The organism is Parahaliea mediterranea (assembly GCF_003402235.1).
Lineage (GTDB): Bacteria > Pseudomonadota > Gammaproteobacteria > Pseudomonadales > Halieaceae > Parahaliea > Parahaliea mediterranea.
Window position 1 is genome coordinate 307,626 of sequence record NZ_QEWO01000004.1, and the last position, 26,175, is coordinate 333,800.

The 26,175-nt window shown below is 67.1% G+C and carries 23 protein-coding genes; 10 read left to right on the forward strand and 13 right to left on the reverse strand.

What is annotated here, in order from left to right:
- Nucleotides 1–25: 25 nt before the first annotated feature.
- Nucleotides 26–1,468, forward strand: a complete 1,443-nt coding sequence (locus tag DDZ17_RS13685) for a peroxidase family protein (protein WP_206613548.1) — start codon at nt 26–28, stop codon at nt 1,466–1,468.
- Between the two features lie 4 nt (nt 1,469–1,472).
- On the opposite strand, the gene DDZ17_RS13690 is transcribed toward DDZ17_RS13685, so the two are convergent.
- From DDZ17_RS13690 to DDZ17_RS13720, 7 genes are all read right to left on the reverse strand, one after another.
- Nucleotides 1,473–2,456, reverse strand: a complete 984-nt coding sequence (locus DDZ17_RS13690; RefSeq protein ID WP_116367517.1) for a haloalkane dehalogenase — start codon at nt 2,454–2,456, stop codon at nt 1,473–1,475.
- On the reverse strand, nt 2,453–3,979 hold the full coding sequence (locus DDZ17_RS13695; RefSeq protein ID WP_116367518.1) for an amidase: 1,527 nt from the start codon (nt 3,977–3,979) through the stop codon (nt 2,453–2,455). The genes DDZ17_RS13690 and DDZ17_RS13695 overlap by 4 nt, the downstream gene beginning before the upstream one ends.
- A gap of 151 nt (nt 3,980–4,130) precedes the next feature.
- Entirely contained in the window at nt 4,131–5,885 is a 1,755-nt protein-coding gene (locus DDZ17_RS13700; protein WP_116367519.1) for an aromatic amino acid hydroxylase, read from the reverse strand.
- Between the two features lie 30 nt (nt 5,886–5,915).
- The gene (locus DDZ17_RS13705) at nt 5,916–6,365 is read right to left on the reverse strand and encodes a MarR family winged helix-turn-helix transcriptional regulator (protein WP_116367520.1); all 450 of its coding nucleotides are present in this window, start codon (nt 6,363–6,365) and stop codon (nt 5,916–5,918) included.
- Between the two features lie 59 nt (nt 6,366–6,424).
- Complete coding sequence (locus DDZ17_RS13710; protein ID WP_116367521.1) at nt 6,425–7,225, reverse strand: glucose 1-dehydrogenase; 801 nt, start codon at nt 7,223–7,225, stop codon at nt 6,425–6,427.
- A gap of 67 nt (nt 7,226–7,292) precedes the next feature.
- On the reverse strand, nt 7,293–8,726 hold the full coding sequence (locus DDZ17_RS13715) for an amidohydrolase (protein ID WP_116367522.1): 1,434 nt from the start codon (nt 8,724–8,726) through the stop codon (nt 7,293–7,295).
- Nucleotides 8,727–8,978: 252 nt separating this feature from the next.
- Entirely contained in the window at nt 8,979–9,326 is a 348-nt protein-coding gene (locus DDZ17_RS13720) for a UrcA family protein (protein ID WP_116367523.1), read from the reverse strand.
- A gap of 266 nt (nt 9,327–9,592) precedes the next feature.
- Between DDZ17_RS13720 and hemH the strand changes: the two genes are divergently transcribed.
- The 5 genes from hemH (at nt 9,593) to DDZ17_RS13745 (ending at nt 16,801) form a co-directional block, all read left to right on the forward strand.
- Nucleotides 9,593–10,645 (forward strand): ferrochelatase, encoded by a 1,053-nt coding sequence (gene hemH / locus DDZ17_RS13725; protein ID WP_116367524.1) that lies wholly within the window; start codon nt 9,593–9,595, stop codon nt 10,643–10,645.
- 135 nt (nt 10,646–10,780) lie between these two features.
- Nucleotides 10,781–11,200 (forward strand): hypothetical protein, encoded by a 420-nt coding sequence (locus tag DDZ17_RS13730; protein WP_116367525.1) that lies wholly within the window; start codon nt 10,781–10,783, stop codon nt 11,198–11,200.
- Between the two features lie 59 nt (nt 11,201–11,259).
- Nucleotides 11,260–12,630: a TolC family protein gene (locus tag DDZ17_RS13735; protein WP_116367526.1), complete on the forward strand. Its 1,371-nt coding sequence runs from the start codon at nt 11,260–11,262 to the stop codon at nt 12,628–12,630.
- 13 nt (nt 12,631–12,643) lie between these two features.
- Nucleotides 12,644–13,681, forward strand: coding sequence for an efflux RND transporter periplasmic adaptor subunit (locus DDZ17_RS13740; RefSeq protein ID WP_116367527.1), 1,038 nt, complete (start codon nt 12,644–12,646; stop codon nt 13,679–13,681).
- Between the two features lie 9 nt (nt 13,682–13,690).
- Nucleotides 13,691–16,801, forward strand: a complete 3,111-nt coding sequence (locus DDZ17_RS13745; RefSeq protein ID WP_116367528.1) for an efflux RND transporter permease subunit — start codon at nt 13,691–13,693, stop codon at nt 16,799–16,801.
- Nucleotides 16,802–16,817: 16 nt separating this feature from the next.
- On the opposite strand, the gene DDZ17_RS13750 is transcribed toward DDZ17_RS13745, so the two are convergent.
- The gene (locus tag DDZ17_RS13750; RefSeq protein WP_116367529.1) at nt 16,818–17,267 is read right to left on the reverse strand and encodes a methyltransferase family protein; all 450 of its coding nucleotides are present in this window, start codon (nt 17,265–17,267) and stop codon (nt 16,818–16,820) included.
- Between the two features lie 42 nt (nt 17,268–17,309).
- Complete coding sequence (locus tag DDZ17_RS13755) at nt 17,310–18,161, reverse strand: ZIP family metal transporter (RefSeq protein ID WP_116367530.1); 852 nt, start codon at nt 18,159–18,161, stop codon at nt 17,310–17,312.
- Here DDZ17_RS13755 and DDZ17_RS22910 point away from each other — a divergent pair.
- Complete coding sequence (locus DDZ17_RS22910; RefSeq protein ID WP_277749320.1) at nt 18,160–18,291, forward strand: hypothetical protein; 132 nt, start codon at nt 18,160–18,162, stop codon at nt 18,289–18,291. The genes DDZ17_RS13755 and DDZ17_RS22910 overlap by 2 nt on opposite strands.
- Nucleotides 18,292–18,323: 32 nt before the next feature.
- Nucleotides 18,324–19,865 (forward strand): aldehyde dehydrogenase family protein, encoded by a 1,542-nt coding sequence (locus DDZ17_RS13760; RefSeq protein ID WP_116367531.1) that lies wholly within the window; start codon nt 18,324–18,326, stop codon nt 19,863–19,865.
- 84 nt (nt 19,866–19,949) lie between these two features.
- Here DDZ17_RS13760 and proB read toward each other — a convergent pair whose 3' ends face one another.
- The 4 genes from proB to rplU all read right to left on the reverse strand — a co-directional run bounded on the left by proB (nt 19,950) and on the right by rplU (nt 23,105).
- Nucleotides 19,950–21,071, reverse strand: coding sequence for a glutamate 5-kinase (gene proB, locus DDZ17_RS13765; RefSeq protein WP_116367532.1), 1,122 nt, complete (start codon nt 21,069–21,071; stop codon nt 19,950–19,952).
- Between the two features lie 86 nt (nt 21,072–21,157).
- On the reverse strand, nt 21,158–22,339 hold the full coding sequence (gene cgtA, locus DDZ17_RS13770) for an Obg family GTPase CgtA (protein WP_116367533.1): 1,182 nt from the start codon (nt 22,337–22,339) through the stop codon (nt 21,158–21,160).
- Nucleotides 22,340–22,523: 184 nt separating this feature from the next.
- Nucleotides 22,524–22,781, reverse strand: coding sequence for a 50S ribosomal protein L27 (gene rpmA, locus DDZ17_RS13775; RefSeq protein WP_116367534.1), 258 nt, complete (start codon nt 22,779–22,781; stop codon nt 22,524–22,526).
- A gap of 15 nt (nt 22,782–22,796) precedes the next feature.
- Nucleotides 22,797–23,105, reverse strand: a complete 309-nt coding sequence (rplU, locus tag DDZ17_RS13780) for a 50S ribosomal protein L21 (protein WP_116367535.1) — start codon at nt 23,103–23,105, stop codon at nt 22,797–22,799.
- A gap of 313 nt (nt 23,106–23,418) precedes the next feature.
- Between rplU and DDZ17_RS13785 the strand changes: the two genes are divergently transcribed.
- The gene (locus DDZ17_RS13785) at nt 23,419–24,381 is read left to right on the forward strand and encodes a polyprenyl synthetase family protein (RefSeq protein WP_116367536.1); all 963 of its coding nucleotides are present in this window, start codon (nt 23,419–23,421) and stop codon (nt 24,379–24,381) included.
- A 146-nt stretch (nt 24,382–24,527) separates the two neighbouring features.
- On the forward strand, nt 24,528–26,165 hold the full coding sequence (pgi, locus tag DDZ17_RS13790; RefSeq protein ID WP_116367537.1) for a glucose-6-phosphate isomerase: 1,638 nt from the start codon (nt 24,528–24,530) through the stop codon (nt 26,163–26,165).
- The last annotated feature ends 10 nt before the right edge of the window (nt 26,166–26,175 follow it).

The window sequence follows — 26,175 nt, forward strand, 5'->3', positions numbered from 1 at the left end:
CAGCCCACGCTGAAAGGAGTTCAGCATGCCTGCACATCACGGAATGAACGAGTTACCCGGCCTGGCCCACTACTGCCACCGGGGTCACCAGCACCAGCGCGAGGAGCGCTTCGGCCGCCTGCTGCCCGACCTGCCACCCAGCTATGTCCCGGCGGATCTGCTGCGGGCCATTGGCGCCCACGGCGGCCCGATGGACGGCGGCAACGGCAGCAGCGCCAGCCGCAGCCAGACGGTGCCGGTGGGCCAGGTGATCTTCGGCCAGTTTATCGACCACGACATCACCCTGGATGTCAGCTCCAGCCTGGACCGCAACCAGGTGGCCAGCGCGGTGCCCAACGCCCGCACCCCGCGGCTGGATCTGGACTGCATCTACGGCGCCGGGCCGGAGGCCCAGCCCTATCTGTACGCCGCCGACGGCGCCCACCTGCTGACCGGCGCCGACGTGGCCGGCGCCTCGGCGGAGGTGGCCAACGACCTGCTGCGCTCGGCCAACGGCCGCGCCATGATCGGCGACCCGCGCAACGACGAAAACCGCATTGTCAGCCAGATGCAGCTGGCGATGATCAAGTTCCACAACGCCCTGTGCGACGAACTGGCCAGCAGCGATGGCCTGGCCGGCGCCCACCTGTACGAAGAAGCCAAGCGCGCCGTTACCTGGCACTACCAGTGGTGCGTGGTATTCGATTTTCTGGTGGCCATGTGCGGGCAGGCGGTGGTGGATGACATCCTTTACCACGGCCGCAAACTGTACTGCGCCGAAGCGCCCTACATTCCGGTGGAGTTCGCGGTGGCGGCCTATCGCTTTGGCCACTCCATGGTGCCGATGAAGCTGCAGGTGCAAAAGGGTGGCAACAGCTACGAGTTTTTTGGCACCACCCTGGGCCGCGGTTTCAGCCCGGTGGGCAGCGTGGACGCCCTGGTGGACTGGCACGAGCTGTTCGACACCCCCGCCGGGCGCACGGTGCAGCGCGCGGAAAAACTCGACACCAAAATGGCCTCGGACCTGCTCGACCTGCCCTTCATCAGCAGCGGCGAAAGCTCGCTGGCCAGCCGCAACCTGCTGCGCGGCAGCGTCTTTTTGCTGCCCGCGGGCGAGGCGGTGGCGGCGGCCTGCGGGCGCAGCGAGAGCGAGATTGCCCTGGTGCTGGACAAGGTGGAGGACGTATCAGCCGCCGCCATCAGCCACGCGGGGCTGGGCCAGCCGGCCCCGCGCAGCGGCGCGCCGCTGTGGCTCTATGTGCTGGCCGAGGCCGAGGTGATTGGCCGCGAAACCAGCGCCGGCACCTTCGACAAGGGCGAGGGCCTGGGGCCCACCGGGGCACGCATTGTGGCCGAGGTGCTGATTGGCCTGTTGGAACTGGACGAGCACAGCTTCCTCGGCAGCAACCGCAACTGGGTACCCAGAGCGGATTACAACCGCATCGGCAAACTGCTGGCCAGCACCAACGCCAGCATCCTGCCGAGCTGAAGCCTCAGCCGGCCATCCACGCCACGATGCGGCGGGCGGCCTGCTCGCCGCAATCTTCCTGCCAGAAGTGCCCCGCCCCCGCCAGCACGGCGTGGGGCTGGCCGGCGGCGCCGGGCACCCGCTCCTGGAACAGGGCCTCCCAGCCCCGCGTGGTGGGGTCGGCATCGCTGAACAGGGTAAGAAAGGGCCGATCGAAACGCGACAGGGCCGCCCAGGTGTCGCGGTTGATGGCGGCCCCCGGGTCGGAACTGGTCAGCGGAATCAGCAGCGGAAACTGGCGCATGCCCGCCTTGTGCCACTCGCCCGGAAAGGGCGCGTTGTAGGCCGCCACCACCGCCGGTGCCAGGGCCGACACGGTGGCAAACTGCAGCGAATCGCCCGCCTCGAAGTGCGCCTCCCGCAGGCCGTGGCGGGCCCAGTCCAGCAGGCCGCGGTTCACGGTGCTGTCGTCTTCGCCACTGGCGTGGGCGGCCCAGGCGGTGCGCCCGGCCAGCTCGGCGGAGGCGGTGTGCAGCATGGTGTTGGCGGCTACCACCCGGGCAAAACGCGGCATCTGCCGCGCCAGCACGCCAAGGCCCACCGGCCCGCCCCAGTCCTGGCAGACCAGGGTGATGTCTGTGAGGTCGAGCCCGGTGACCAGCGCCTCAAGCCAGTCCACGTGGCTTGCAAAATGGTAATACCAGGGCCGGGTGGGCTTGTCGGAGCGGCCAAAACCGATCAGATCCGGGGCCACAGCGCGATAGCCCGCCGCCACAAACAGCGGGATCATCCTGCGATAGAGGTAGCACCAGCTGGGCTCTCCGTGCAGCAACAGCACCACCGGGGCGTCGCGCGGGCCCTCGTCCAGGTAGTGCATGCGCAGCTCGCCCGCTGGCCCCGACACGCTGTGATAGTGCGGGGCAAAGGCAAAGTCCGGCAGGTTGGCAAAGCGCGCATCCGGGGTGCGCACCACCTCAGGCACATCCGGCCCGTCGTACACCGCGCTCATGACAGTACCGGCACCCGGTCAAACCAGGGTGCCGCCTCCTCCAGTTGCCCGGCCAGCTGGAACAGCAGGGCCTCTTCGCCGTAGCGGCCGGCAAACATCACCCCCACCGGCAGCCCGGCCGGGCTCCAGTGCAAGGGCAGCGACATGGCCGGCTGGCCGGTGGCGTTGTACAGGGAGGTAAAGGCCGACACATTCACCGCCGCCTTTTCGTAGCTGGGATAGGGCTGGTTGAGGCTCAGCTCCCCCAGCCGCGCCGGCGGTGTCGCCAGGGTGGGCGACAAGATCAGGTCGAACGCGTCCTGCAGCAGGGCCACCTGGCGCGCCGCGCGCCCCAGAATCTGGTGGGCCCGGTGCAAATCCAGCGCGCTGTTGCCGCGCGCGTTCTGGTACATCTGCCAGGTGATGGGCTCCAGGTCCTGCTCGGTGACCTGCCGCCCCAGGGCCTGCTCGCGGCTCTGCACCCTGTCCAGCAGGCCGGCGGCCATCACCGCGCCAAAGCCGGTGAAGAATTCCCGCGGGTCGATGGGCAGTTCAATCGGCTCAACGTGGTGCCCCAGCTGCTCGCACAGGCGGGCGGTGGCCTCGACTGCGGCGATACATTCCGGGTGGACCGGGGTGTGGGTGACCGGCCTGGTGAGCAGGCCAATGCGCAGCGCGCCCGGCGCGCGCCGGGCGGCATCCAGAAAGCCCCCGTTGCTGCCGGGGGCGATGGTGGTCTGGCCCGGCTCCGGCCCGGCGGTGGCATCGAGCAGGGCGGCGCTGTCGCGCACGCTGCGCGACACTGCGTGAGTCACCGCCAGCGTGGACGACAGCTGGCGCGGCCCGTGGGGCGTGCGGCCGCGGCTTGGCTTGAGGCCGAACAGCGCGCAGCAGGAGGCGGGAATGCGGATGGAGCCACCGCCGTCGGTGGCATTGGCCAGCGGCAGAATGCCGGCGGCCACCGCCGCGGCGGAACCGCCGGAGGAACCGCCGGGCGAATGCGCCAGGTTCCAGGGGTTGTGGGTATCGCCAAACAGCAGCGATTCGGTGGTGCCCGTGCCGCCAAACTCGGGGCTGGCGCTTTTGCCGAAAATCACCAGCCCGGCGCGCTGGTAGCGCTCGACCACGGTGCTGGTGTAGCCGGCCACGGCGTCGCGGTAAAAGCGCGAGCCGCCAGTGGTTACGGTGCCTTCGAGCATCATGCCCAGGTCTTTGAGCAAAAAGGGCACCCCGGTGAAGGGCCCGTCCGGCAGGGGCGCCTTGACGCGTTGCCGCGCCCGCTCGTAGAGCGTTTCCACAATGCAGTTCAGGCGCGGGTTCAGGGCCTGGGCCCGGGCAATGGCCACCTCCAGCACCTCGGCGGCGCTCACCTCACCCTTGCGCACCAGCGCCGCCAGCGCCAGAGCGTCCAGGGCGCGGTATTCCGCCGGGTTCAGGGCCAGCCCGGTGCCGGTGGCGGCGTGGGTGATTGACGGCAGTGCGCTGGCCGCCGCCAGGGTGGCGCCACTGCGCAACAGCGCGCGGCGCGAAAGTCCATCCTGCATGGGTGTCTCCGGTTGTGCATGTTGCAGGCATTGAAACCGCGCCAAAGGCCTGCTGCAACGCCGGAGGGCCCCTGGGCAGAGCGCCCCCGCCGGTGGTCAGCGAGGTTGAACCAGCTGGGTTTTAGGCTGGCTTAGATAGATTCAGGCCGGTTCAGGCAGACTGCGAGCCGGCTTCAGCCAGCGCCGCCCGCGCCAGCCCGATCAGCTCCGCCAGGTCGGGGCGCCGCTCGATGAGCGCAACCAGCGCCTGCTCCAGGGCGCTGCGCGTGGCCACCAGCTGCGGTTGCGACGGCAGCGCCGCCAGCAGTTCGTAGTGCAGCAGCCATTCCTCGGGATAGGCGCCGCACGCCTCGGCCAGGGCGGGCCAGTCACCACTGCCCTGCTGCGCTGCCTCGGCTACACGGCCGTACAGCGCCATCAGCGTGTCGTCACGCACCGCGGGCGGGGCGCTGTGCCCGGAGGGGGCCTCGTACAGGCGATAGCGGTCGCGGTCGGCGGTGCCGCCGAATACGGATTCCACCCGCGCGCCCACGGCCATGTCGTAGCAGCCCCAGCCGGGGTCGAACAGCACGCGGCCGTTAAGGTCTGTCACGGTGCAGTCCTCAAAGCTGAGAATCAGGTTGCGGTGCTCCTGGCGCACAATGTGGCACAGGCGCCCCTGCACGGTGATGCCCGAGAGAAACTCCAGCCGCACCCGCTCGCCAAGGGCGATAGCGTGGGCCTTGAGTTCGTCGATGGTGTAGTCCGACAGGCAGCGGCTGAAATCCTTGAGCAAACCCACCGGTGAGCCAAAGCCCTGCGGGTGGGCCTCCACCCCCTGGCCGTAGATTTCCCGGTCGCGCCAGGCGAGTTGGGTGGGGCCGGTGGTGCGCAGGTAAGTGGGGTTGCCCATCGCGTCGCAGATCACCTCTTCCATGCGCCCGCTGACCTGCATGCCGGAATCAAACTGGGCGGTGCACACAGTGCCGGCGGCAATCGCCTGGCGCAGAGATGCGGCGCCGCCGCGGCGGAAGCACATGCCGGCGGCGAACTCCTCCAGCACCTGGCTCAAATGGCGGCAGCTCTTGGTGACAAAGAGCTGGGGCTGCTCGGAGGTAATGTCGTAGGGAAAGGTCACCGCGTTGACGGTGAGCGGCAGCTTGGCAACCCGCCCGTCATCCAGGCAGTGGCGGCTTTCGCCGAGGGAGGACAGCAGGCCGGCGCCAAAAATGCGGTAGTCGTCCATCTCGCCCACCAGCCCGTACTCCACCGTCCACCAGTGCAGGCGGGTGAGCAGGGCCGCCTCGGAGGGCTCCTCTTCCCGCGCGAGCACGGTTTCCAGGGCCTGCTGGGCGGCGCGAATGTCACCCTCGCTGCTGGCCGGGCACTCCTTGACGATGGACAGCTGGCGCACCGCCTCGTACACCTCGAAGTCGTAGCGGGTGGAGATGGCCTTCATGCCCACCTCGCCAAAACGCTGCAGGAACTCGGCGTAGTCCACATCCACGATAAACGGCGCGTGGCCGGCAGACTCGTGCACAATGTCCGGCGCCGGGGTGTAAAAGATGTGATCCACGCTGCGCATATCCAGGGCGATCACCAGCACCTTCAGAGCCTGGAACTCCATGAAAATGGCCGGGGGAATAAAGCCGTCCACCACCACCGCGCGCCAGCCCAGGGCGGCCAGGGCGGCGTTCATTTCATCGATGGAGGGAATGTGATCCAGCGCAATGCCGGTGCGGGCCAGGCCCTCGAGATACACGGGGTGGGCGGTATCGCGCAACTGGCGGGTCAGCTGCAGCATGATGAAGCGCCACACGGCGTGGTCGCGCGGGGTGTAGCGATTGTAATCCTGCAGTTTGACGAAGGGCTGCAGGTGGGCCGGCAAGCTGGCCACGATGTCCCGTTGTTGAATACCGCCTTGCATACCGATAGCTCCGGGCCCGTGGGCCGCCGTTCAATCGGATGACAACTCAGACAGGCGCAGGTCCAGCTTGTCCAGCAGGGCGAACAGGGTGGCCTGTTCCGCCTCGGACAGTGGCGCCAGCAGGCGCTCTTCCCAGGCCAGGGCCTCGGGCACAATGCGCCGGTACAGTTCCAGGCCCGCCTCGGTCAGGGTGAGGAAGGCCGCGCGGCTGTCGCGGTCGCAGGGGCGGCGACTCAGCAGCCCCTTGTCCGTCATGGTGGCGACCGCCCGCGACACACGCACTTTGTCCATGCTGGTGTGGGCCGCAATCTGCTTGGACTGCAACTCGCCGTATTCCGACAGGGCCACCAGGGTGCGCCACTCGGGTACGGTAATGCCGAACTTCTGCACGTAAATGCGGGCCAGCGACACGCTGATGCGCTGGGCCAGGCTGTTGCAGCGGTAGGGCAGAAACTGCTGCAGGCTGAGTTTGTCATCCATGGGTGTTGACCATGGCCGCAGTATAGCCACGCCCCGCTATAGTTTCAAAAGAAACCATATTACCCCATGCCTCCCCAGGCCCGGGGCATTTGCATGTTCAGGCGCTCCAGGCCGCCGTTCACCCCGAGGATGTCACCGGTCACATAGCCCGCCGCCGGCGACACCAGATAGAGGGCCCCCAGGGCCACGTCTTCCACCTCGCCCAGGCGCGCCATCGGGGTCAGCTCCACCATGGTCTGTTCAATGCCTTCGGTCAGCACGGTGTTCAGCGCATCGGTTTTGGTGGAGCCCACGGCGATGGCGTTCACCCGCACCCGTGGCGCGTACTCCTGGGCCAGCTCGCGGGTGAGGAAGGACAGGGCCGCCTTGGCGGTGCCGTAGGAGGCAAAACACGGCGCCGGCTTGTGACCGGCAATGGAGGAGATATTGAGAATGCTGCCACCGCCGCTGGATTCCACCATCAGCGGCGCGCACAGGCGGCTGAGTTCGTAGGCGGTGCTGACGTTAAAGCGGAAGATCCCCTCGAACTCCTCCACGCCAATGTCGGCGGTGGGGCGCGGCGGCCCGCCGCCGGCGTTGTTGACCAGAATGTCCAGCCGCCCGAAGTGCGCCAGCACCTGCGGGCCCAACTCGCGCAACTGCGGGAAGTCCAGCACGTCCGCCTCGATCACCAGGGCCTCGCTGCCCAGGGCCGCCACCTCGGCGGCCACCCGCTCCAAATCGGCCCGGGTGCGCGCGGCAATGGCCACCTTCGCCCCCGCCTCGGCAAAGGCCCGGGCGCAGCCTGCGCCGATGCCCTTGCCACCCCCGGTAATCAAGGCCACTTTGCCATCCAGTCGGAATTTATCCAGCAGTGCCATTGCTCAGCCCTCTTATTACGTGCGTGCAGAATTTATCGGCGCGTGCTGACATTATCGACGCACAGGTTTATCGACGATAGTCCAGCGGCGGCGCGCGGTCGCCCAGCAGGGCCTCGTAGTGGAAGTCCTTGCCGCGACGCTGTTCAAATTCTTCCTCCGCCGCCTTGAGCAGCTGCGGATTCTGGTACAGATCGGCCGCGGTCAGCGCCAGCGTTTTGGCGGCAACCATCATGCCCTTATGGCCGATGGACATACCCCCGGCGGCAATCGCCTGCCAGCTGTGGGGAGCGGTGCCCGGCACCCAGGTGGCGGCGCGCATCTCCACGGTGGGTACCTGCCAGCTGACATCGCCCACATCGGTGGAACCCATGCCCTGGATAAACTCCATGGGCAGCACTTTGGCCTCCTGCCCGCTGAGGTCCTGGGACAGGTTGAGCGAGGTGGTGATCTTGTCGGCAAAGGCCCGTTCTGCAGCGCTGTAGGTTACGCCGCCCACCTGCTCCAGCCGCTGGTGCATGGCGCTGGCCAGGGTTTCGTTGGGCAACATGCTGTGGTTGCCGTGGATCACCTCGGCCTCCATGCGCGTGCCGGTGCCCTGGGCCGCGCCCTCGGCGGCGGCCATCACCCGGCCCCAGATTTTCTGCAGCTCTTCGGCTTTGGGATGCCGCACGTAATAAAACACCTCGGCAAAGTCGGGCACCACGTTGGGCGCGGAGCCGCCGCTGGTGATGACGTAGTGAATGCGCGATTCCTGCGGTACGTGCTCGCGCATCATATTGACCATGAAGTTCATGGCCTCTACCCCGTCCAGGGCAGAGCGGCCACGCTCCGGCGCCACTGCAGCGTGGGACGACTGGCCGTAAAAGCGGAACTTGGCGGACTTGTTGGCAAGGCTGGTGGCCGGGTCGGCGGCGTTGCGGTCCGCCGGGTGCCACACCAGCACCGCATCCACGTCGTCGAACAGGCCGGCACGCACCATGTATACCTTGCCGCTGCCACCCTCTTCCGCCGGGGTGCCGTACAGGCGCACGGTGCCGGGGATGTCGTTGGCCGCCAGCCAGCGCTTGATGGCCACGGCGGCGGCGGTGGAACCGGCGCCAAACAGGTGGTGGCCGCAGGCGTGGCCGGCGTGTTTGTCGGCGAGCTCATCGCGCTCGGGTTTGGCGGACTGGGAGATACCCGGCAGGGCGTCAAACTCCGCCAGCAGGCCAATCACCGGCCCGCCCTTGCCATAGCTGGCGACAAAGGCAGTGGGAATATCCGCCACGCCGGTCTCAATGGCAAAGCCCTCGGTCTTCAAGGCTTGCTGTAGCAAGGCGGAGCTTTCGGTTTCCTGGTAGCCAAGTTCAGCCTTGTCCCAGATGGTGTCCGCCAGGCTGGCGTACTGGCCGGCGTTCTGGTTCAGGTAGTCCAGCATGCTGTCGCCGGAGACGGGCTCGGCATGGGCAGCGGAAGAAGCGCACAGCACAAGGCCGGCGGCAAGGGCGGATAAACGTGACATGGTGATCCTCTGGCGTAATGTCAGGGGCACACCTTACCACTGCCGGCCACTGGCAGCACAGACGGCGCAATGCCGTAACAGCGGGAGTTGGGGGCTGGCCCGGGCGGGCCTGCCCGGCAAAAGCGCCGGGCCGGTGGCGCATGCCTGGCCACCGGCCCGAACGGTGTGCCGGGCAGGGGAACCCGGCGAGGGCGGGCACTGGCCCGCCCCTTCAGCCCGCCAGGGGTTGCAGGCTGAAGTCGTTGCCCGCTGTCAGTCGGCGGTGCTCGCCACCTGGCCGGCGTTCACCTGGCTCATGGCGTCGTTGACGGCGCGCTTGTAGCAGGCTTCGTTGTCGGCGGCGCTGCCCAGGTGACCGGTAATGCGGTAGTCACCGGAGCCGCACACATTGCGTGCCGCTGCGCTGATGCGGTAGTAGAGGCTTTGCTGCCCCTTGCTGGAGCTTAAATCCAGGTCGTCGAAGTTGACGGTCTGGGTGCGAGCCGCCTTGGACTGCACCAGGGTTTCGCTGTAGTTGTCTGCCTGCGCCTGACCCGCCAGCAGGGTCATTGCCGCTGCACAAGCCATTGCCCAGTGTTTGCCGATACGCGCCATGTTCATGAGTGTTCTCCCTACGGTTGCTGTGTGGCGGGCCTGTCCCGCCCCGGGCGCGCTGTTGTTGTGCCGCCCTTGAGGTGAACAATAGGTAAAGGCCGCGCGGCACGAAACAGCACTTCGACAAGCCGAGGGCAGCGCGCGACAGGGCGATGGAATCCGGCGATGGGGCGCCGAGCACAACCGGGCAAAGCAGGGAAAAAGGCGGGGCAAATTTGGCTTAAACCGCCCACAACCGTATATTGAACCGTTATTTCCAGAGTCGAGACCGCATGAGCCAGGCAACCCCGCAACCGCCCCAGGCGCCCACCGAGGACGGTGGCGACGGCCCCGTTGGCATCCTCATCACCAACCTCGGCACGCCCGATGCGCCCACCCGCAGCGCCCTGCGCCGCTACCTGAAGGAGTTCCTGTGGGATCCGCGGGTGGTGGAGGCCCCCCGCTGGCTGTGGTGGCTGGTGCTGAACGGCGTCATCCTCACCATTCGCCCGGGCCGCTCGGCCGCCGCCTACCGCAGTATCTGGACCGAGCGCGGCTCGCCCCTGCTGCTGCACACCCGCGACCAGGCCCAGGCCCTGCAGGCCGCCTTCCAAACCCGCTACGGCAACGACGTGCTGGTGGAATTTGCCATGCGCTACGGCAACCCGGGCATGGCCGAGGGTATTGAGTCCCTGTGGCAGCGCGGTGCCCGGCGCCTGCTGGTCATGCCTCTGTATCCCCAGTACAGCGGCGCGGCCACCGCCTCCACCTTCGACGCCGTCGGCAGTGCCTTCGCCCGCCGGCGCTGGGTGCCCCACCTGCGTTTTATCAGCGACTACCACGACCACCCTGCCTACATCAGCGCCATAGCCGACAGCGTGCGCCGCCACTGGCAGACTCACCCCCGGGCCCAGCGCCTGCTGTTCTCCTACCACGGCATACCCCAGCGCTACGTGGATCAGGGCGACCCCTACTACCGGCAGTGCCAGCGCAGCAGCGCACTGATTGCCGAGGCCCTTGAACTGGCAGCCGACGAGTGGGGCTGCTGCTTTCAGTCGCGCTTCGGGCGCGAGCCCTGGCTAAAGCCCTACACCGACGCCACCCTCAAGGCCCTGCCGGGCGAGGGGGTAAGCTCGGTACAGATGATCTGCCCCGGCTTTTCCGCCGACTGCCTGGAAACCATCGAAGAGATCGGCATGGAAAATCGCGAATACTTCATGGCCGCCGGCGGCGAGCGCTACGAGTACATTCCCTGCCTGAATGCCGAGCCGGGCCACATCGACGCCCTGCGGGACATCCTCGAGCAGCAACTGGCCGGCTGGCTGGAGCCGGCTTTGGCCGAATAACAGAGGCCGAGTGAGAGAACGGTTGAAAGAGCCAAGTGACAGCGCCGATGTGAAGGCCCCCGGTGCGAGGGTGGCCATGCCCCGCCGCAACATGCTAGCCTGTTGTCATCATTTCTGACCGGACAGCACCACGCTGTGAACCCCGCCCGCCGACATCGCCGCCCCACTGCCCTGCTGCTGTTGCTGGTGGTGCTGCTGCAGGGCCTGCTGGGTGCCGCCGAAGCCGGCCTGCTGGGCACCTCGCCAATGGATGAGGCCGGCCACCACGCCGACAGCAGCATCGAACTCGCGGCAAGTCATGCCACCGCGCCGGATCACGGCGGCGACACCTTCTACAACAGCATCTTCAACGACAACAGCAACACCAACGACAGCGGCCTGAACGGCGACGGCTGCGACCACTGCTGCCAGTGCCACGGCCACTGCAGTCACTTTGCCGCGCTGCAGCGCCCGGGTAACGAACCGGCGCTCGCTCCCCGCTTCACCCTTCCCACCCACAACCGGCAGCACACCAGCCTGCCCCTGCCCCTGCCGGACCGCCCTCCCATCGCCTGACCCTGTTCGCACCACCGGTTTTACCTCCCCTAGCGGGATAACCCGAACAGGATCACACCATGAACATGACAAGCAGCCAGCGCGCGCGCGCTGGTGCATTGCCCTATCCGGCGTGGCTGTTGTGCCTGGCACTGCTGTGCCTGGCCGCAGCCACACCGGCCAGCGCGGCGGCCGGCAGCGGCCTGTCGCTGCAACAGGCCAGCCAGCGCGCCCTGGCGCAAAACCCGGCCCTGCAGGTTTTCGACTGGCGCCAGCAGGCCCTTGAGGGGCAGCGCGAAAGCGCCGGCCTTAGGCCGCAAACCACCCTCGCCCTGGAGGCCGAGAACCTGGCCGGCAGCGGCGAGTTCAGCGGCGTGGATGCCGCCGAAGTCACCCTCAGCCTGTCCTCGGTCATCGAACTGGGCGGCCAGCTGGCGTCGCGGCTGGCCGTGGCCGACTCGCGCCTGGCCCTGAACCAGGCGCAACGCCAGGCCGACGCCCTGGATCTGCTGGGCGAGGTAGCCCGCCGCTTTGTGACCGTACAGGCGCAACAGGCCCGGCTGGACATTGCCCGTTCCGCCCTGGCCCTGGCCGAGCGCTCCCTGAAGCTGGTGCGCCAGCGGGTGGACCAGGGCGCCGCGCCGCTGGCCGAGGCCCTGCGGGCCGAGGCCGCGGTGGCCCAGGCGCGCCTGCGCCAGAACGCCCTGCGTGCCGAACTGGCCGCCGACCGCAATGCCCTGGCCGCCCTGTGGGGCGCCGAGCAACCCGACTTCGACACGCTGCAGGGGGCGCTGTTTACCTTTCCCGATGTGGGCCCGCTGGAGCCGGCCTTCGAGCGCCTGCGGCAAAGCCCACTGGCCAGGGTGTACAGCAGCGAAAAGCGCCAGTTGCAGGCCGAGGTGGATCTGGCCCGGGCCAACGCGCGGCAGGATATCGGCTGGAGCGCCGGCCTGCGCCGCCTGGAGCAAAGCAGCGATACCGCACTGACGTTGGGGCTCAGCCTGCCGCTGTTCCAGGAACGGCGCAGCCGCGGCGAGGTGCGCGCGGCCATGGCAGAGCGCTCCGCCGCCGACTACCGCGAGCAGTCGGCCCTGCTGGCCATGCACACCCAGCTGAACGCCGCCTGGCAGCGCTACCAGCAGGGCAGCGCCGCCGCCAGCACCCTGCGCACGGCGGTTATCCCGCTGCTGCAACAGGCCAGCGAAGAAACCCGGGCCGCCTACGAACAGGGGCGCTCGCGCTACCTGGACTGGGCCGAAAGCCAGCGCGAGCTGATCGATACACGCTACGCCGCGGTGGATGCCGCCAGCGAGGCGCTGCTGAACCTCGCCACGCTGGAACAGCTGACCGGCCAATCGATCGGCGCTACCAGCGACAGCGCCAGCGCCAGCAGCGACGCCAGCAACAAGGCCAACAGCAACGCCAGCACCACAACCGCGCCCCGCGACTGAACAGGACACCCTCATGAAACGCAGCATGCAATCACTGACAACGCCTTTGCTGGTGCTGGCCCTTGGCCTTGCCGCGGCCTTTGCCACCCTGCCCGGTGGTGCCAGCCCGGGCGGGATGGAAGCACCCGCTGGCGAGAACAGCCAGCCACACGCCGGCAGCGACAGCCACAATGACAATGACAATGACAATGACAATGACAATGACAATGACAATGACGGCGACAAGCACACAGACAACGAGGATCACGAGGCCATTACCCTCGCCCCCGATACCGCCCGCGAGGCGGGCCTTGGCACAGCGATAGCCGGCGCCGGCAGCATCGAGCGCCATGTCACCGTTTACGGGCGCCTGGCCACGCCCCCGGACCAGGTGGTGCAGAGCCGCGCCCGCTTCCCGGGGCTGATCCGCGACATCCGGGTGAACATTGGCGATACCGTCAAGCGCGATCAGGTGCTGGCGGTGATCGAATCCAACGAGAGCCTGCGCAGCTACGAGCTGCGCGCGCCCATCGACGCGCAAATCCAGGACCGCCAGGCCAACGTGGGTGAAATCACCGGCGAGGGCGCCCTGTTCACCCTGGTGAACAACCGCACCCTGTGGGCCCAGCTGCGGGTCTTCCCCAGCCTGCGCTTTGAGGTGGCGCCGGGGCAGACGGTACACGTGGATCACAACGGTCACCTGCACGACAGCACCATTGCCAGCGTCACCCCCGGCCCGCTGGGCGAAGCCTACGTGGTGGCGCGGGTGGTGATCCCCAACCCCCAGGGCGACATGGCCCCCGGCGATATGGTGAAGGCCGAGATCGACGCGGAAACGGTGGATGTGCCCCTGGCGGTGGCCACCACCGCCCTGCAGGACCTGCAGGGACAAACCGTGGTGTTTGTGCAGCGTGATGATCGCTACCAGGCGCGGCCGGTCACCACCGGGCGCAGCGATGGCCAGCTGACCGAGATCGTGGACGGGCTGGAGGCCGGCGAACGCTATGTCGCGCTCAACAGCTTCCTGCTGAAAGCCGAGCTGCTGAAGTCCGGCGCGAAACACGATCATTGAGGTGGCCCCATGCTGACGTCCATTGTTCGCAGCGCCATTGAACGGCGCTACCTGATCCTGTTCCTGATGCTCGGCGTGATCGCGGCCGGCGCCTGGCACTACCAGCACCTGCCAATCGACGCGGTGCCCGACATCACCAATGTGCAGGTGCAAATCAACACCAGCGCGCCGGGGTATTCGCCGCTGGAAACCGAGCAGCGCATTACCTTCCCGGTGGAAAACGCCCTCTACGGCCTGCCCGGGCTGGCCTACACCCGCTCCCTGTCGCGCTACGGCCTGTCGCAGGTGACGGTGGTGTTTGACGAGGGCACCGACATCTACCACGCGCGCAACCTGCTGGATACGCGGCTGGCCAACATCCGCAGCATCCTGCCCGAGGGCCTGGACCCACAGATGGGGCCCATCGCCACGGGGCTGGGTGAGATCTTCTTCTACACCGTCTCGGCAGAGCCCGGCGCCCTGAAGGAAGACGGGCAGCCCTACAGCCCGATGGACCTGCGCGAAATCCAGGACTGGATCATCCGCCCGCAGCTGGCCCAGGTGCCGGGGGTGGTGGAGATCAACGCCATCGGCGGCTACGAAAAGCAATTCCAGGTGCAACCGCGCCCGCGCCAGATGCTGGAACTGGGCATCAGCCTGCAGGCCCTTTCCAGCGCCCTGCGCGCCAACAACGCCGACCGGGGCGCCGGCTATATCGAGCACGAAGGCCAGCAGCTGCTGGTGCGCTCCCCCGGGCAGCTGAAAACCCTCGCCGACATCGAGCAGGTGGTGATCGGCCGCTCGGGCAGTGTGCCGGTCACCGTGGCCGACGTGGCGGATGTGCGCATCGGCGCCACCCTGCGCACCGGCGCCGCCACCCGCAACGGCGAGGAAACCGTGCTCGCCACCGCCATGATGCTGATGGGCGAAAACGCCCGACAGGTGTCGCTGGACCTGGCCGAACGGCTGGCCACCGTCCAGCGCTCGCTGCCAGACGGCATCACGGTGGACACCGTTTACAACCGCACCACGCTGGTGGACAAAACCATCGCCACGGTGCAGAAAAACCTGCTCGAAGGGGCCCTGCTGGTGGTGGCTGTGCTGTTCCTGCTGCTGGGCAATATTCGCGCCGCACTGATCACCGCCGCGGTCATTCCGCTGGCCATGCTGGCCACCATCACCGGCATGGTGCGCGGTGGCGTGTCCGCCAACCTGATGAGCCTGGGCGCACTGGACTTCGGGCTGATCGTGGACGGCGCGGTGATCATTGTCGAAAACGGCATCCGCAGGCTGGCGCTGGCGCAACCGGCGGATGGCAGCCCGCTGGCCCTGCGCCAGCGCCTGGAAACGGTCTACCAGGCCACGCTGGAAGTCATCCGCCCGAGCATGTTCGGCGTTGCCATCATCACCGTGGTGTACATCCCGATCTTTTCCCTCACCGGGGTAGAGGGCAAGATGTTCCACCCCATGGCGGCCACCGTGGTCATGGCCCTGCTGGCGGCCATGCTGCTGTCGCTGACCTTCGTGCCCGCTGCCATTGCCCTGTTCATGGGCGGGCGGGTGCGCGAGCGGGAAAGCGTGGTGATTCGCGCTGGCCATAGCCTGTACGCCCCGCTGCTGCGCGGCGCACTGCGCTGGCGCAATGGCGTTCTGGCCGCCGCCAGCACCCTGGTGCTTGGCTGCGCCTGGCTGCTCGGTACCCTGGGCACCGAGTTCATCCCCCAGCTGGACGAGGGCGATATCGCCCTGCACGCCATGCGCATACCGGGTACCGGCCTGCAGCAGTCGGTGGACATGCAATTGCAGGTCGAGCGCCTGGTGGCCGACTTTGCAGAGGTGGACAGCGTGTTCTCGCGCATCGGCACCCCGGAGGTGGCGACGGACCCCATGCCCCCCAACGTGGCCGATACCTTCGCCATGCTCAAACCCCGCGCGCAATGGCCCGACCCGACACGCCCGAAGGCGGACCTGGTAGCCGCCATGGAAGACGCCCTGGGGGCACTGCCCGGCAACAACTACGAGTTCACCCAGCCCATCCAGATGCGCTTCAACGAGCTGATCTCCGGCGTGCGGGCCGACCTTGCCATTAAACTGTTTGGCGACGACCTGGACGCCCTGGCGGCCTCGGCCGGGGACATTCTGGCCGTGCTGGAGGGCATTGACGGTGCCGCCGATGCCCGCGTCGAACAGGTCACCGGCCTGCCGGTGCTGTCCATTGAGCCGCGGCGCACCACCCTGGCGCGCTACGGCCTTAGCGTGGCGGATTTACAGGACGCGGTGGCCGCCAGCATCGGAGGTGAAGACGTGGGGCTGATCTACAGCGGCGACCGCCGCTTCCGCCTGGTGGTGCGGCTGGACGAAGCCCAGCGGGGCAGCATTGACCAGCTCGCCTACCTGCCACTGGCGGTGCCAGATGGCGACTTTGTGCCGCTGGGTGAAGTGGCCGAGGTGAAGCTGGCGCCGGCGCCGGCCCAGATCAGCCGGGAAAACGGCAAACGGCGCGTTGTGATTACCGCCAACGTGCGCGGCCGCGACCTGGGCAGTTTCGTGGCCGAGGCCCAGCAGCGCATTGCCAGTGATGTGAACCTGCCAGCGGGTTACTGGCTGGACTACGGCGGCACCTTCGAGCAGCTGGCCTCCGCCAGCCAGCGCCTGGCCATTGTGCTGCCGCTGACCCTGGCGCTGATTATCGCCCTGCTGATTGCCGCCCTGGGCTCGGTGCGCGATGCGCTGATCATCTTCACCGGCGTGCCGCTGGCGCTGACCGGCGGCGTGCTGGCCCTGTGGCTGCGCGACATGCCCCTGTCGATTACCGCCGGGGTGGGCTTTATCGCCCTGTCGGGGGTGGCGGTGCTGAACGGGCTGGTGATGGTGAGCTTTATCCGCGAGCTGCGCCACCGCCACCGCAACCTGCTGCGGGCCGTGCTGGAAGGTGCCCGCGCCCGCCTGCGGCCGGTGCTGATGACGGCCCTGGTGGCCAGCCTGGGCTTTGTGCCCATGGCGCTGAACACCGGCACTGGAGCCGAGGTGCAGCGCCCGCTGGCCACAGTGGTGATCGGCGGCATTGCCTCATCGACACTGCTGACACTGGTGGTGCTGCCGCTGCTGTACTACCGGGTACACCGGCGCCAGGCGCCCTAGCCTCCGGTGACCCCGCCTACAGCCAGCGCCGTACCCGGGCGCAGTAGGCGGGGTAGTCGTCAGGGAACAGGCCCCGCAGCATGGCTTCTTCCGGGCGGATGTAGCGCCACTCGATAATCGCCATGAAGGCCGGCGGCACCAGCAGGGCGGTACTCGCCCCCACGGTGACCGCCGTACCCGCCAGCACCAGGGCCATGCCCAGGTACATGGGGTTGCGGCTGTAGGCGTAAACACCGGTGGTCACCAGCGCCGACACCTTGCGAAAGGGAATCATGTCCGTGCCGGCGCGCTGGAACAGGCCGCCGGCAATCACCAGCATTGCCAGCCCCGCCACCAGCAGGGCGCCACCGGCCAGCCAGCTGTAGGCGCCGGTAAAACGCGGCCCGCTCAGGAATTCATTGAGTGCGAAAATGGTGATCACACCGATCACCAGCCACATGGGCGGATAAATCACGCGCTTGACCACGGTCTGCTCCTTGTCAGTAGGCCAGGTGTGCCCCCGGCCGGGTCAGTGGGCCAGGTGCGCCCCGGCCGGCTCCAGGCTGCCAATGCCGTAGGCCAGGACAATCCCGGCAATAAAAGCCAGGGTCAACTTGCCCCGGTCATGGCTGTGAAAGTGTACCTCCGGCAGCAGGTCGCTCAGGGCGATGCAGACAAAGGCCCCGGCGGAAAAGGCGAGGGCAACGGCCACGCCGTAGTGGCGCGCCTCGCCCATCAAGTCCACCCCGAAGTAAAACAGCAGCGCGCCCAACGGGCACATCAGGGCAAACAGGATATTGGCCCGTCGACGGGCGGCGGCACTCCAGCCTCCGGCCTCCATGACGGTGACAATGGACATGGCGTCGAGCGGTTTGTGCAAAAGGATAGCGAGAAACACCCCCACCCCCAGAAGGCCCACCAAACCGTGGCCACCCACCATGCCCTGTAAAACTGCCCCCAGCGCCACCCCATCAATCAAGGTGTGTACACCCAACCCGAGGGCGATGCCGACCCAACTCAGGCTGTGAACGGTGCCGTGAGTGTGGTCATTATGGCGGTGGTCGTGATGGCTGTGCTCTTCCTGGCTGAAGTCGTGCTGGTGAAAGTGGAACATGCGCAGCAACAGCAGCATCGTCACCAGGCCGATCATCAGCCACCACACCGACACGTCCGCCGCATTGGTACCCCCCAGCAGGGCCATGCTGTGGGGCAGCAGGTGGTAGAAGGCGACGCCCAGCATCAGGCCAGACACAAAGCTCATAATGAGCTGGGTGCGGGTATGGGTCATTTTCACCCAGTTGGGCAGCATGCCGCCGAGCAGGGAAAACCCCGCGATGGCAAGGCAGTACAGGGTGAGCAGCAGTGTGGGAGACACCGACATGAAGATTCCGCAGCATTGGGGCAAGCGCGCGATTATTCCATATTTGCCACCCGCCTGTAATGCGGACATGACCGCGGCGGCCAGCCGACTGAGCCGAGATGCCATTGACTCCCAGACTAACGGTTATTAGTTTGGGCCAATAACCGCCAACCGGAGCCTGCCATGGCCATCTACGAGCCCATTGAATCCACCGATTCCCGCCGCCACCTGCAACTGCGCAGCCCCGTTACCCTGGAACCCACCGGGGAGCTGGTGTGCGCCAACGCCGAGGATGTGGCCGAGGCCATCGCCCGCGCACGCAGGGCCCAACCGGCCTGGGCCGCCACCCCCATCCGCGAGCGGGCGAAAATCGCCGAGCGGGCCCTGCAGCTGGTGCTGGAGCGGCAGGACGAGATCATCGACACCGTGGTGGCGGAAACCGGCAAGGCCCGCACCGACGCCATGAGCATGGAAATTTTCTCGGTGGCGGATTCCCTGTGCTATTACGCCAAAAACGCGGAACAATTCCTCAAGCCCCGCAAGCGCAAGGTGCCCGGCATTATCGGCATCGCCAAGCAGCTGCGCATTGTCTACAAACCCCTCGGGGTGGTGGGCCTGATCACCCCCTGGAACGGCCCCTTCGTGCTGGTGATGAACCAGGCGGTGCAGGCCCTGCTGGCGGGCAATACAGTGGTGGCCAAGGGCTCCGAGGTGACCCCCTACTCGGCCAGGCTGGCCGAGACTATTTTGCGCGACGCCGGCCTGCCCGAGGGCGTGCTGCAGGTGCTGCTGGGGGATGGCGACACCGGGGCCGCCATCGTGCGCGGCGGGGTGGATAAAGTGTCCTTTACCGGCAGCGTTGCCACCGGCCGCAAGGTGGCCGAGGCCTGCGCCAGCCAGTTGATTCCCTGCACGCTGGAACTCGGCGGCAACGACGCCATGATCGTGTGCGCCGACGCCGACTTGGACCGCGCCGCCGACGGCGCCTGGCTGGGCTCGTGTATGAACACCGGCCACTACTGCTGCGGCACCGAGCGCATCTACGTGGTGGCGTCGGTGTACGACGAGTTTCTGCGCCGGGTGCTGGACAAAGGCAAGCAGGTCAAACAGGGCAGCCAGCACGGCTGGGAAGAAGACGTGGGCGCGGTGTTCTGGGACCGGCAGATGGCCATCATCGAGGCCCACGTGGAAGACGCCCGCGCCAAGGGCGCCACCATCCACATGGGCGGGCGCCGCAACCCGGACCTGCCCGGGCTGTACTACGAGCCCACGGTGATCACCGAGGTGGACCACCGCATGGACATCATGAACCTGGAAACCTTCGGCCCCATTCTCTGCATCCAGAAGGTGGCCTCCGAAGAGGAGGCGCTACAGCTCGCCAACGATTCCGAATTCGGCCTGAACGGCAACGTGTGGACCAAAGACAAGGAAAAAGGCTATCGCCTGGCCCAGGCCATCGACACCGGCAGTTGCAGCGTCAACGACATGGCGGTGAGTTACGGCATTCCCGCCGCGCCCTTCGGCGGGCGCAAGCAGTCCGGGGTGGGCCAGGTGAATGGCAAAAAGGGCCTGCGCGGCTACTGCCATGAAATGCCCATTGTCATCGACCGCTTTGGCGGCAAGATGCAAAACGCCTATCCCAACAGCGCCAAGAGCGCCGAGGGCATGCGCAAGCTGATGGACTTCCTGTGGCGCAAAACACCATTGGGGAAATGGCTGGCCTGATTCGCAGTCGGGGCCTTGCCACAGGGCAAACGCCCCGCAGCAAGCCATAGCAACGCGCAGCTGGCTATCGCAAGCGGCAGCAACCTACAGCACGACCAGGTTATCGCGGTGGATCAGCTCCTCATCGCCCTGGTAACCCAGGATGCCCTCGATGGCCGAGGACGCCCTACCCTGCAGGCGCCGGGTTTCCTCGGCGCTGTAGTTGATGAGCCCGCGGGCCACTTCGCGGCCGCTGCTGTCGCGGCAGGCCACCATGTCGCCGCGCTGGAAGTTGCCCTGCACGGCCACCACCCCCACCGGTAGCAGGCTGCGCCCGGATTCGCGCAGCACCCGCACCGCGCCGTCGTCCAGCTCCACGCTGCCCGGCACCCGCACCATGCCCGCCAGCCACTGCTTGCGCGCGTTCTGGGGCTGTTTGCCGGTGCGCAGCCAGGTGCCCACGTCTTCACCCGTTGTGGCGCGCTGGACAATGTTGGCCTCGCGCCCCGAGGCGATGATGGTCTCGCTGCCAGAGCGGGCCGCCAGGCGCGCCGCGCGCAGCTTGGTGACCATGCCGCCGCGGCCCAGGGCGCCGCCGTCGCCGGCCATGCCGTCCAGTTCCGGCGCGTGCACATCGCACTGGCGCACCAGTTCGGCGCTCGGGTTGTGCCGCGGGTCGGCGTTGAACAGCCCCTGCTGGTCGGTGAGCAGCAACAGGGCATCGGCGTCGATCAGGTTGGCCACCAGCGCGGCCAGGGTGTCGTTGTCGCCAAAGCGGATTTCGTCGGTGACCACCGTGTCGTTCTCGTTGACGATGGGCATCACCCCCAGTTGCAGCAGGGTGGTCAGGGTGCCGCGGGCATTCAGGTAGCGGTCGCGGGCAAGCACATCGTCGTGCCCCAGCAGGATCTGGGCGGTGGCAATGCCGTGGTGGCAAAAGGCATTTTCGTAACTCTGCACCAGCACCGACTGGCCCACCGCGGCGGCGGCCTGCAAGTCGTGCAGGGCACTGGGGCGGCCCGACCAGCCCAGGCGCACAATGCCCGCGGCCACCGCGCCGCTGGACACCAGCACCACCTCGCAACCGCGCTGGCGCAGGGCAGCCAGCTGATCCACCAGCTGGCCAATCACCGCCGGGTCCAGCCCGCGGCCATCGTTGGTGAGCAGGGCGCTGCCCACCTTCACTACCCAGCGCCGCGCCCCGGCGACTTCACTGCGTTCACTCACGCCCCTGCCCCTTTTGCGTGTTCTGTCACTGTCGTTTTCGTTTTCGTTTTCGTTTTCGCGGTTAATAGGCCCCGATGATGGCCGGCCTAGTGGACGTACTCCACTTCCACGTCGTCATCATCGTCATCGATGTCGTCGTCATCACGCCCCTGGCGGCGACTGGCGCGCAGGGCGGCAATGCGCTCCCGGGCCTCTTCCTGCATGCGCGACTCGGTGGCCTGCTCTTCTTCCAGCACCTGCGGGTCCGCCGCCTCCCGCTCGCGCTGTTCTTCAAGGTGCACCATCAGGTCCTGGCAGATGCGCTCGGTGCCGGTGGCACTGATGGCGGAAATCGCATACACCGGCCCCTGCCAGTCCAGCGCTTCCAGCAGCGCCTGGCGACGCTCGGCGAAGGTGTCTTCATCCAGCAGGTCGGCTTTGTTCAGCACCAGCCAGCGCGGGCGCTGGGCCAGGGTCGGGCTGAAGCGCTCCAGCTCGCGCACAATCGACAGCGCCGCCTCGGCCGGGGTCACCTCGTCCCAGGGCGCCATGTCCACAATGTGCAGCAGAATGCGGTTGCGGGTGAGGTGCTTGAGGAAGCGAATGCCCAGCCCCGCCCCTTCCGAGGCGCCCTCGATCAAACCCGGAATGTCCGCCACCACAAAGGAGCGGTGGGCATCCACCTTCACCACGCCAAGGTTGGGCACCAGGGTGGTAAAGGGGTAGTTGGCCACCTTCGGCGTGGCCGCCGACACGGCGCGGATGAAGGTCGACTTGCCGGCGTTGGGCAGGCCCAGCAGGCCCACATCCGCCAGTACTTTGAGTTCCAGCTTGAGGTTGCGGGCCTCGCCCTCGCTGCCCGGCGTGGTCTGGCGCGGGGCGCGGTTGGTGCTGGATTTAAAGCGCGTGTTGCCAAGGCCGTGAAAGCCGCCCTGGGCCACCTTGAGCTGTTCGCCGTGGGTCGACAGGTCCCCCAGAATCTCGCCGCTGTCCTCGTCGATGATGGTGGTGCCCACGGGCACCTTCAGCACCAGGTCGTCGCCGCTCTTGCCGGTGCAGTTGCGCCCGCGCCCGGCCTCACCGCTTTCGGCGCGGTAGCTGCGCTGGAAGCGATAGTCGACCATAGTGTTGAGGTTTTCATCCGCCTCCATGAACACACTGCCGCCGTCACCACCGTCGCCGCCGTCGGGGCCGCCCTTCTCGATGTATTTTTCGCGGCGGAAGCTCAGGCAGCCATTGCCACCCTTGCCGGCGAAAACTTTGATTGTTGCTTCATCTACGAATTTCATGGTTCTCGGCTCTTTCGGGGAGCGGGAGGAAACTTACTCTAACACTGATTCTGGCCCGGGTTGGGCCCGCCTGCGCGCCGGGCATTGCCCGCCACAGCCCGGCCCAAGCGGCTAAAAAGCAGCGGGCAAAAAAAAGCCCCGTCATCTGACGAGGCTTTGTTTACCGGTTCATGCAAACCGTCGTTCAGGCGCTCACCACCTGAACAAACTTGCGGTTCTTTGGACCTTTCACCACGAACTCAACCTTGCCTTCGCTGGTTGCGAACAGGGTGTGGTCCTTGCCGATGCGAACGTTGTCGCCAGCATGGAAGCGGGTGCCGCGCTGACGCACGATAATGTTGCCCGCTTTTACCACTTCACCGCCGAAGCGCTTCACGCCCAGGCGTTTACTTTCCGAATCGCGGCCGTTACGAGTACTACCGCCAGCTTTCTTGTGTGCCATGGTCGATGACCTCCTTTAGCCGCTAATACCGGTGATCTTCACCTCGGTGTACCACTGGCGATGGCCAGTTTCCTTCCGGTGGTGCTTGCGACGGTTGAATTTAACGATCTTCACCTTGTCGTGACGGCCGTGGCTGACGACTTCTGCAGTCACCTTGCCGCCCGCGACAACCGGGGTACCGATTTTTACATCGTCACCGCCGATCATCAGAACCCGGTCGAATTCCACGGATTCGCCCGTGGCCACTTCCAGTTTCTCCAGCTTGAGGGTCTCGCCCTCAACAACGCGGTGCTGCTTGCCACCGCTTTCAATTACTGCGTACATTGCGCGCTCCGTTCAATTAGCCTGCTCGCGGTTGCAAAAAACCCTTGTCAATCAAGGGGGCAGAGCCAGGCACAAACAGTTGAAAACAGCATCTACCAGGGCCGCGGGGGCCGGGGGCAGATGCAGAGGGCGGCGATTCTACTGAAAACACCCCCGCCGGGCAAGGCCTGATTTGCCGTGCCGTCATGTGAGCCTGGGTGCCGGCTTGCGTGCCTGCGCGGTGGGCTGCCCAGCCGGCGCCCGCCTGCCCGAGCCCGCCTTGACAGCCCCAGGGGGGCACCCTAGCATCCGGCATTTTCCGGGGCACCCATCCATGCAGCACATCCGCGCCAGCGTCGCCGCTGAATTCGAGGCGGTGAACCGCCTGATCGTCGAGCAGCTACACTCCGACGTCGATATGGTGGAAAACGTCGGCCACTATATTGTGGACGCTGGCGGCAAGCGCCTGCGCCCCCTGCTGGCCCTGCTGTGCGGGGCCGCCCTGGGGGGCTGTGGCGAGCGCCACATCACCTTTGCCGCGGTCATTGAGTTTATCCACACCGCCACCCTGCTGCACGACGATGTGGTGGACATCTCCACCCTGCGCCGGGGCCGCCCCACCGCCAATGCCGAGTTCGGCAACGCCCCCAGCGTGCTGGTGGGTGACTTCCTTTATACCCGCGCCTTCCAGCTGATGGTGACCCTGGATGACAGGGACATCCTGCGCCACATGGCAGATACCACCAACACCATCGCTGAGGGCGAGGTGCTGCAGCTGGTGCGCGCCGGCAACCCGGACACCACCGAGGCGGACTACCTCGAGGTCATCACCCGCAAAACCGCCATCCTGTTCGCCGCCGCCTGCTATGGCGCGGCCACCCTGTCGGGCCTGGCCGAACCTGCCCGGCGGCAGCTGACGGATTTTGGCCTTAACCTCGGCATCGCCTTTCAGATGATTGACGATGTGCTGGATTACGAGGGCGACCCGGCCACCATGGGCAAGAACGTGGGCGACGACCTGACCGAGGGCAAAGTGACCCTGCCACTGATCCATGTCATGCAACACGGCAGCGCCGAAGAGCAGGCGCTGGTGCGCGAGGCGGTTGCCGGCAAGTCCGCCGCGCACCTGGCGGACATCGTTGGCGCCGTGCAGCGCCGGGGCAGTTGCGACTTTACCCGGGAGCAGGCCCAGCGCTACCACGACCGGGCCCTGGCCTGCCTGCAGGACATTCCACCCGGATCGGCAAAGGATGCCCTGCTGGCGGTGACCGCCCTGTCGGTGCAGCGCGACCATTAACGCAGCTGCGAGCACAGGCGCTTGGCGCCACCCCTTCGGCGCGCTGCCGCGCGCTCACCCGGACGGGCCAAACCGGCCCTCGCCGGCTTTACAGCCTGCGGTTCAGCTTCCTATACTTGCCCGCTTTCTCCAGCCCGGGAAAGCCCATGACAGCCTCGTATTCACTGACCGACCTGCCGGCCTTTGGCGCGCTGCAGGCGCTCGCGCTCGACCTGAAATCCGCCAGCATCCAGCACCTGTTCGCCGAGGACCCAGCGCGCGCCAGCGACTTTGTCGCCCAGGCGGCGGGGCTGCGCCTGGACTATTCCAAGCACCTGCTTGACCGGGCGGCCCGCAGCACACTGCTGGCGCTGGCCGAACAGGCGCAGCTGCCACAAAAAGCCCAGGCCCTGCTGGGCGGCGGCGAGGTCAACAACACCGAGGGCCGGCCCGCCCTGCACAGCCTGCTGCGGGCAAGCAGCGCCCCCGGACTGGAGGACAAGTTTGCCGAGGTGGTGGCCACCCGCGCGCGCATGCGCCACTGGGCCGATCGCATCAACAACGGCGAGCAGCGCGGTTTCTCCGCTGAGGCCATTACCGATGTGGTGAATATCGGCATCGGTGGCTCGGACCTCGGCCCGCGCCTGGTGAGCGAGGCGCTCAAGCCCTTCCAGGGCGACATCCGCTGCCACTACGTGGCCAACGTCGACCCGGCAGACCTGCAGGACACCCTGCTGGACCTCGACCCCGCCTCTACCCTCTTTATCATCTGCTCCAAGTCCTTTCGCACCGAGGAAACCCTGACCAACGCCCTGGCCGCCCGCGCCTGGCTCACCCGCGCCGGCGCCCATGCCGCGGACCTGGACAGGCACTTTCTGGCCATTACCACCAATCTGGCGGCCGCCGCAGAGTTTGGCATTTCCGGCGATAACTGCCTGCCCATGTGGGACTGGGTGGGCGGCCGCTATTCGGTATGGTCGGCGGTTGGCCTGTCCTGCGCCATCGCCCTGGGCTGGGAGCACTTCGAGCAGTTTCTTGACGGCGCCGCCGCCATGGATGCCCACTTCGCCAGCGCGCCGCCGGCAGACAACCTGCCCATGCTGCTGAGCTTGCTGGAGGTGTGGTACGGCAACGGTTTTGGCGCCGGCAACCATGTGGTGCTGCCCTACGATCAAGGCCTGGCCCGACTGCCGGACTTTTTGCAGCAGCTCACCATGGAGAGCAACGGCAAGCGCGTGGCCAGCGACGGCACAGCCCTTGCCTACGACACCGGCCCGGTGCTGTGGGGCAGCGCCGGCACCATGGGCCAACACTCCTTCCACCAGCTACTGCACCAGGGCACCCGGCTGTGCCCGGTGGATTTTATTCTGCCGCTGACCACCCACACCGGCATGGCCGAACAGCACCGCCGCCTGGTGGCCAACGGCCTGGCCCAGAGCCGCACCCTGCTGGTGGGCCGCAGCGTGGAAGAGGCCCGCGACTCACTGCTGGCGCGGGGGCTCTCCAGCGACGAGGCCGCGCGCCTGGCGCCACACCTGGCCATGCCGGGCAACCGCCCCAACAGTGTGATCAGCTTCGCCGCCCTCACCCCCCACAGCCTGGGCGCCCTTATCGCGCTCTACGAACACCGCACCTTCTGCAGCGGCCAGCTGTGGGGCATCAACCCCTTCGACCAGTGGGGCGTGGAACTCGGCAAGGAGATCGGCGTGGACATCTTCGAGCGGATGGGTGGCGCAGCGCGCACCACGGCGCTGGATGCGGCCACCGAGGCGCTCATTGCCCAGTGGCGCCAGCACCAGCACTGACCCAGCCGGC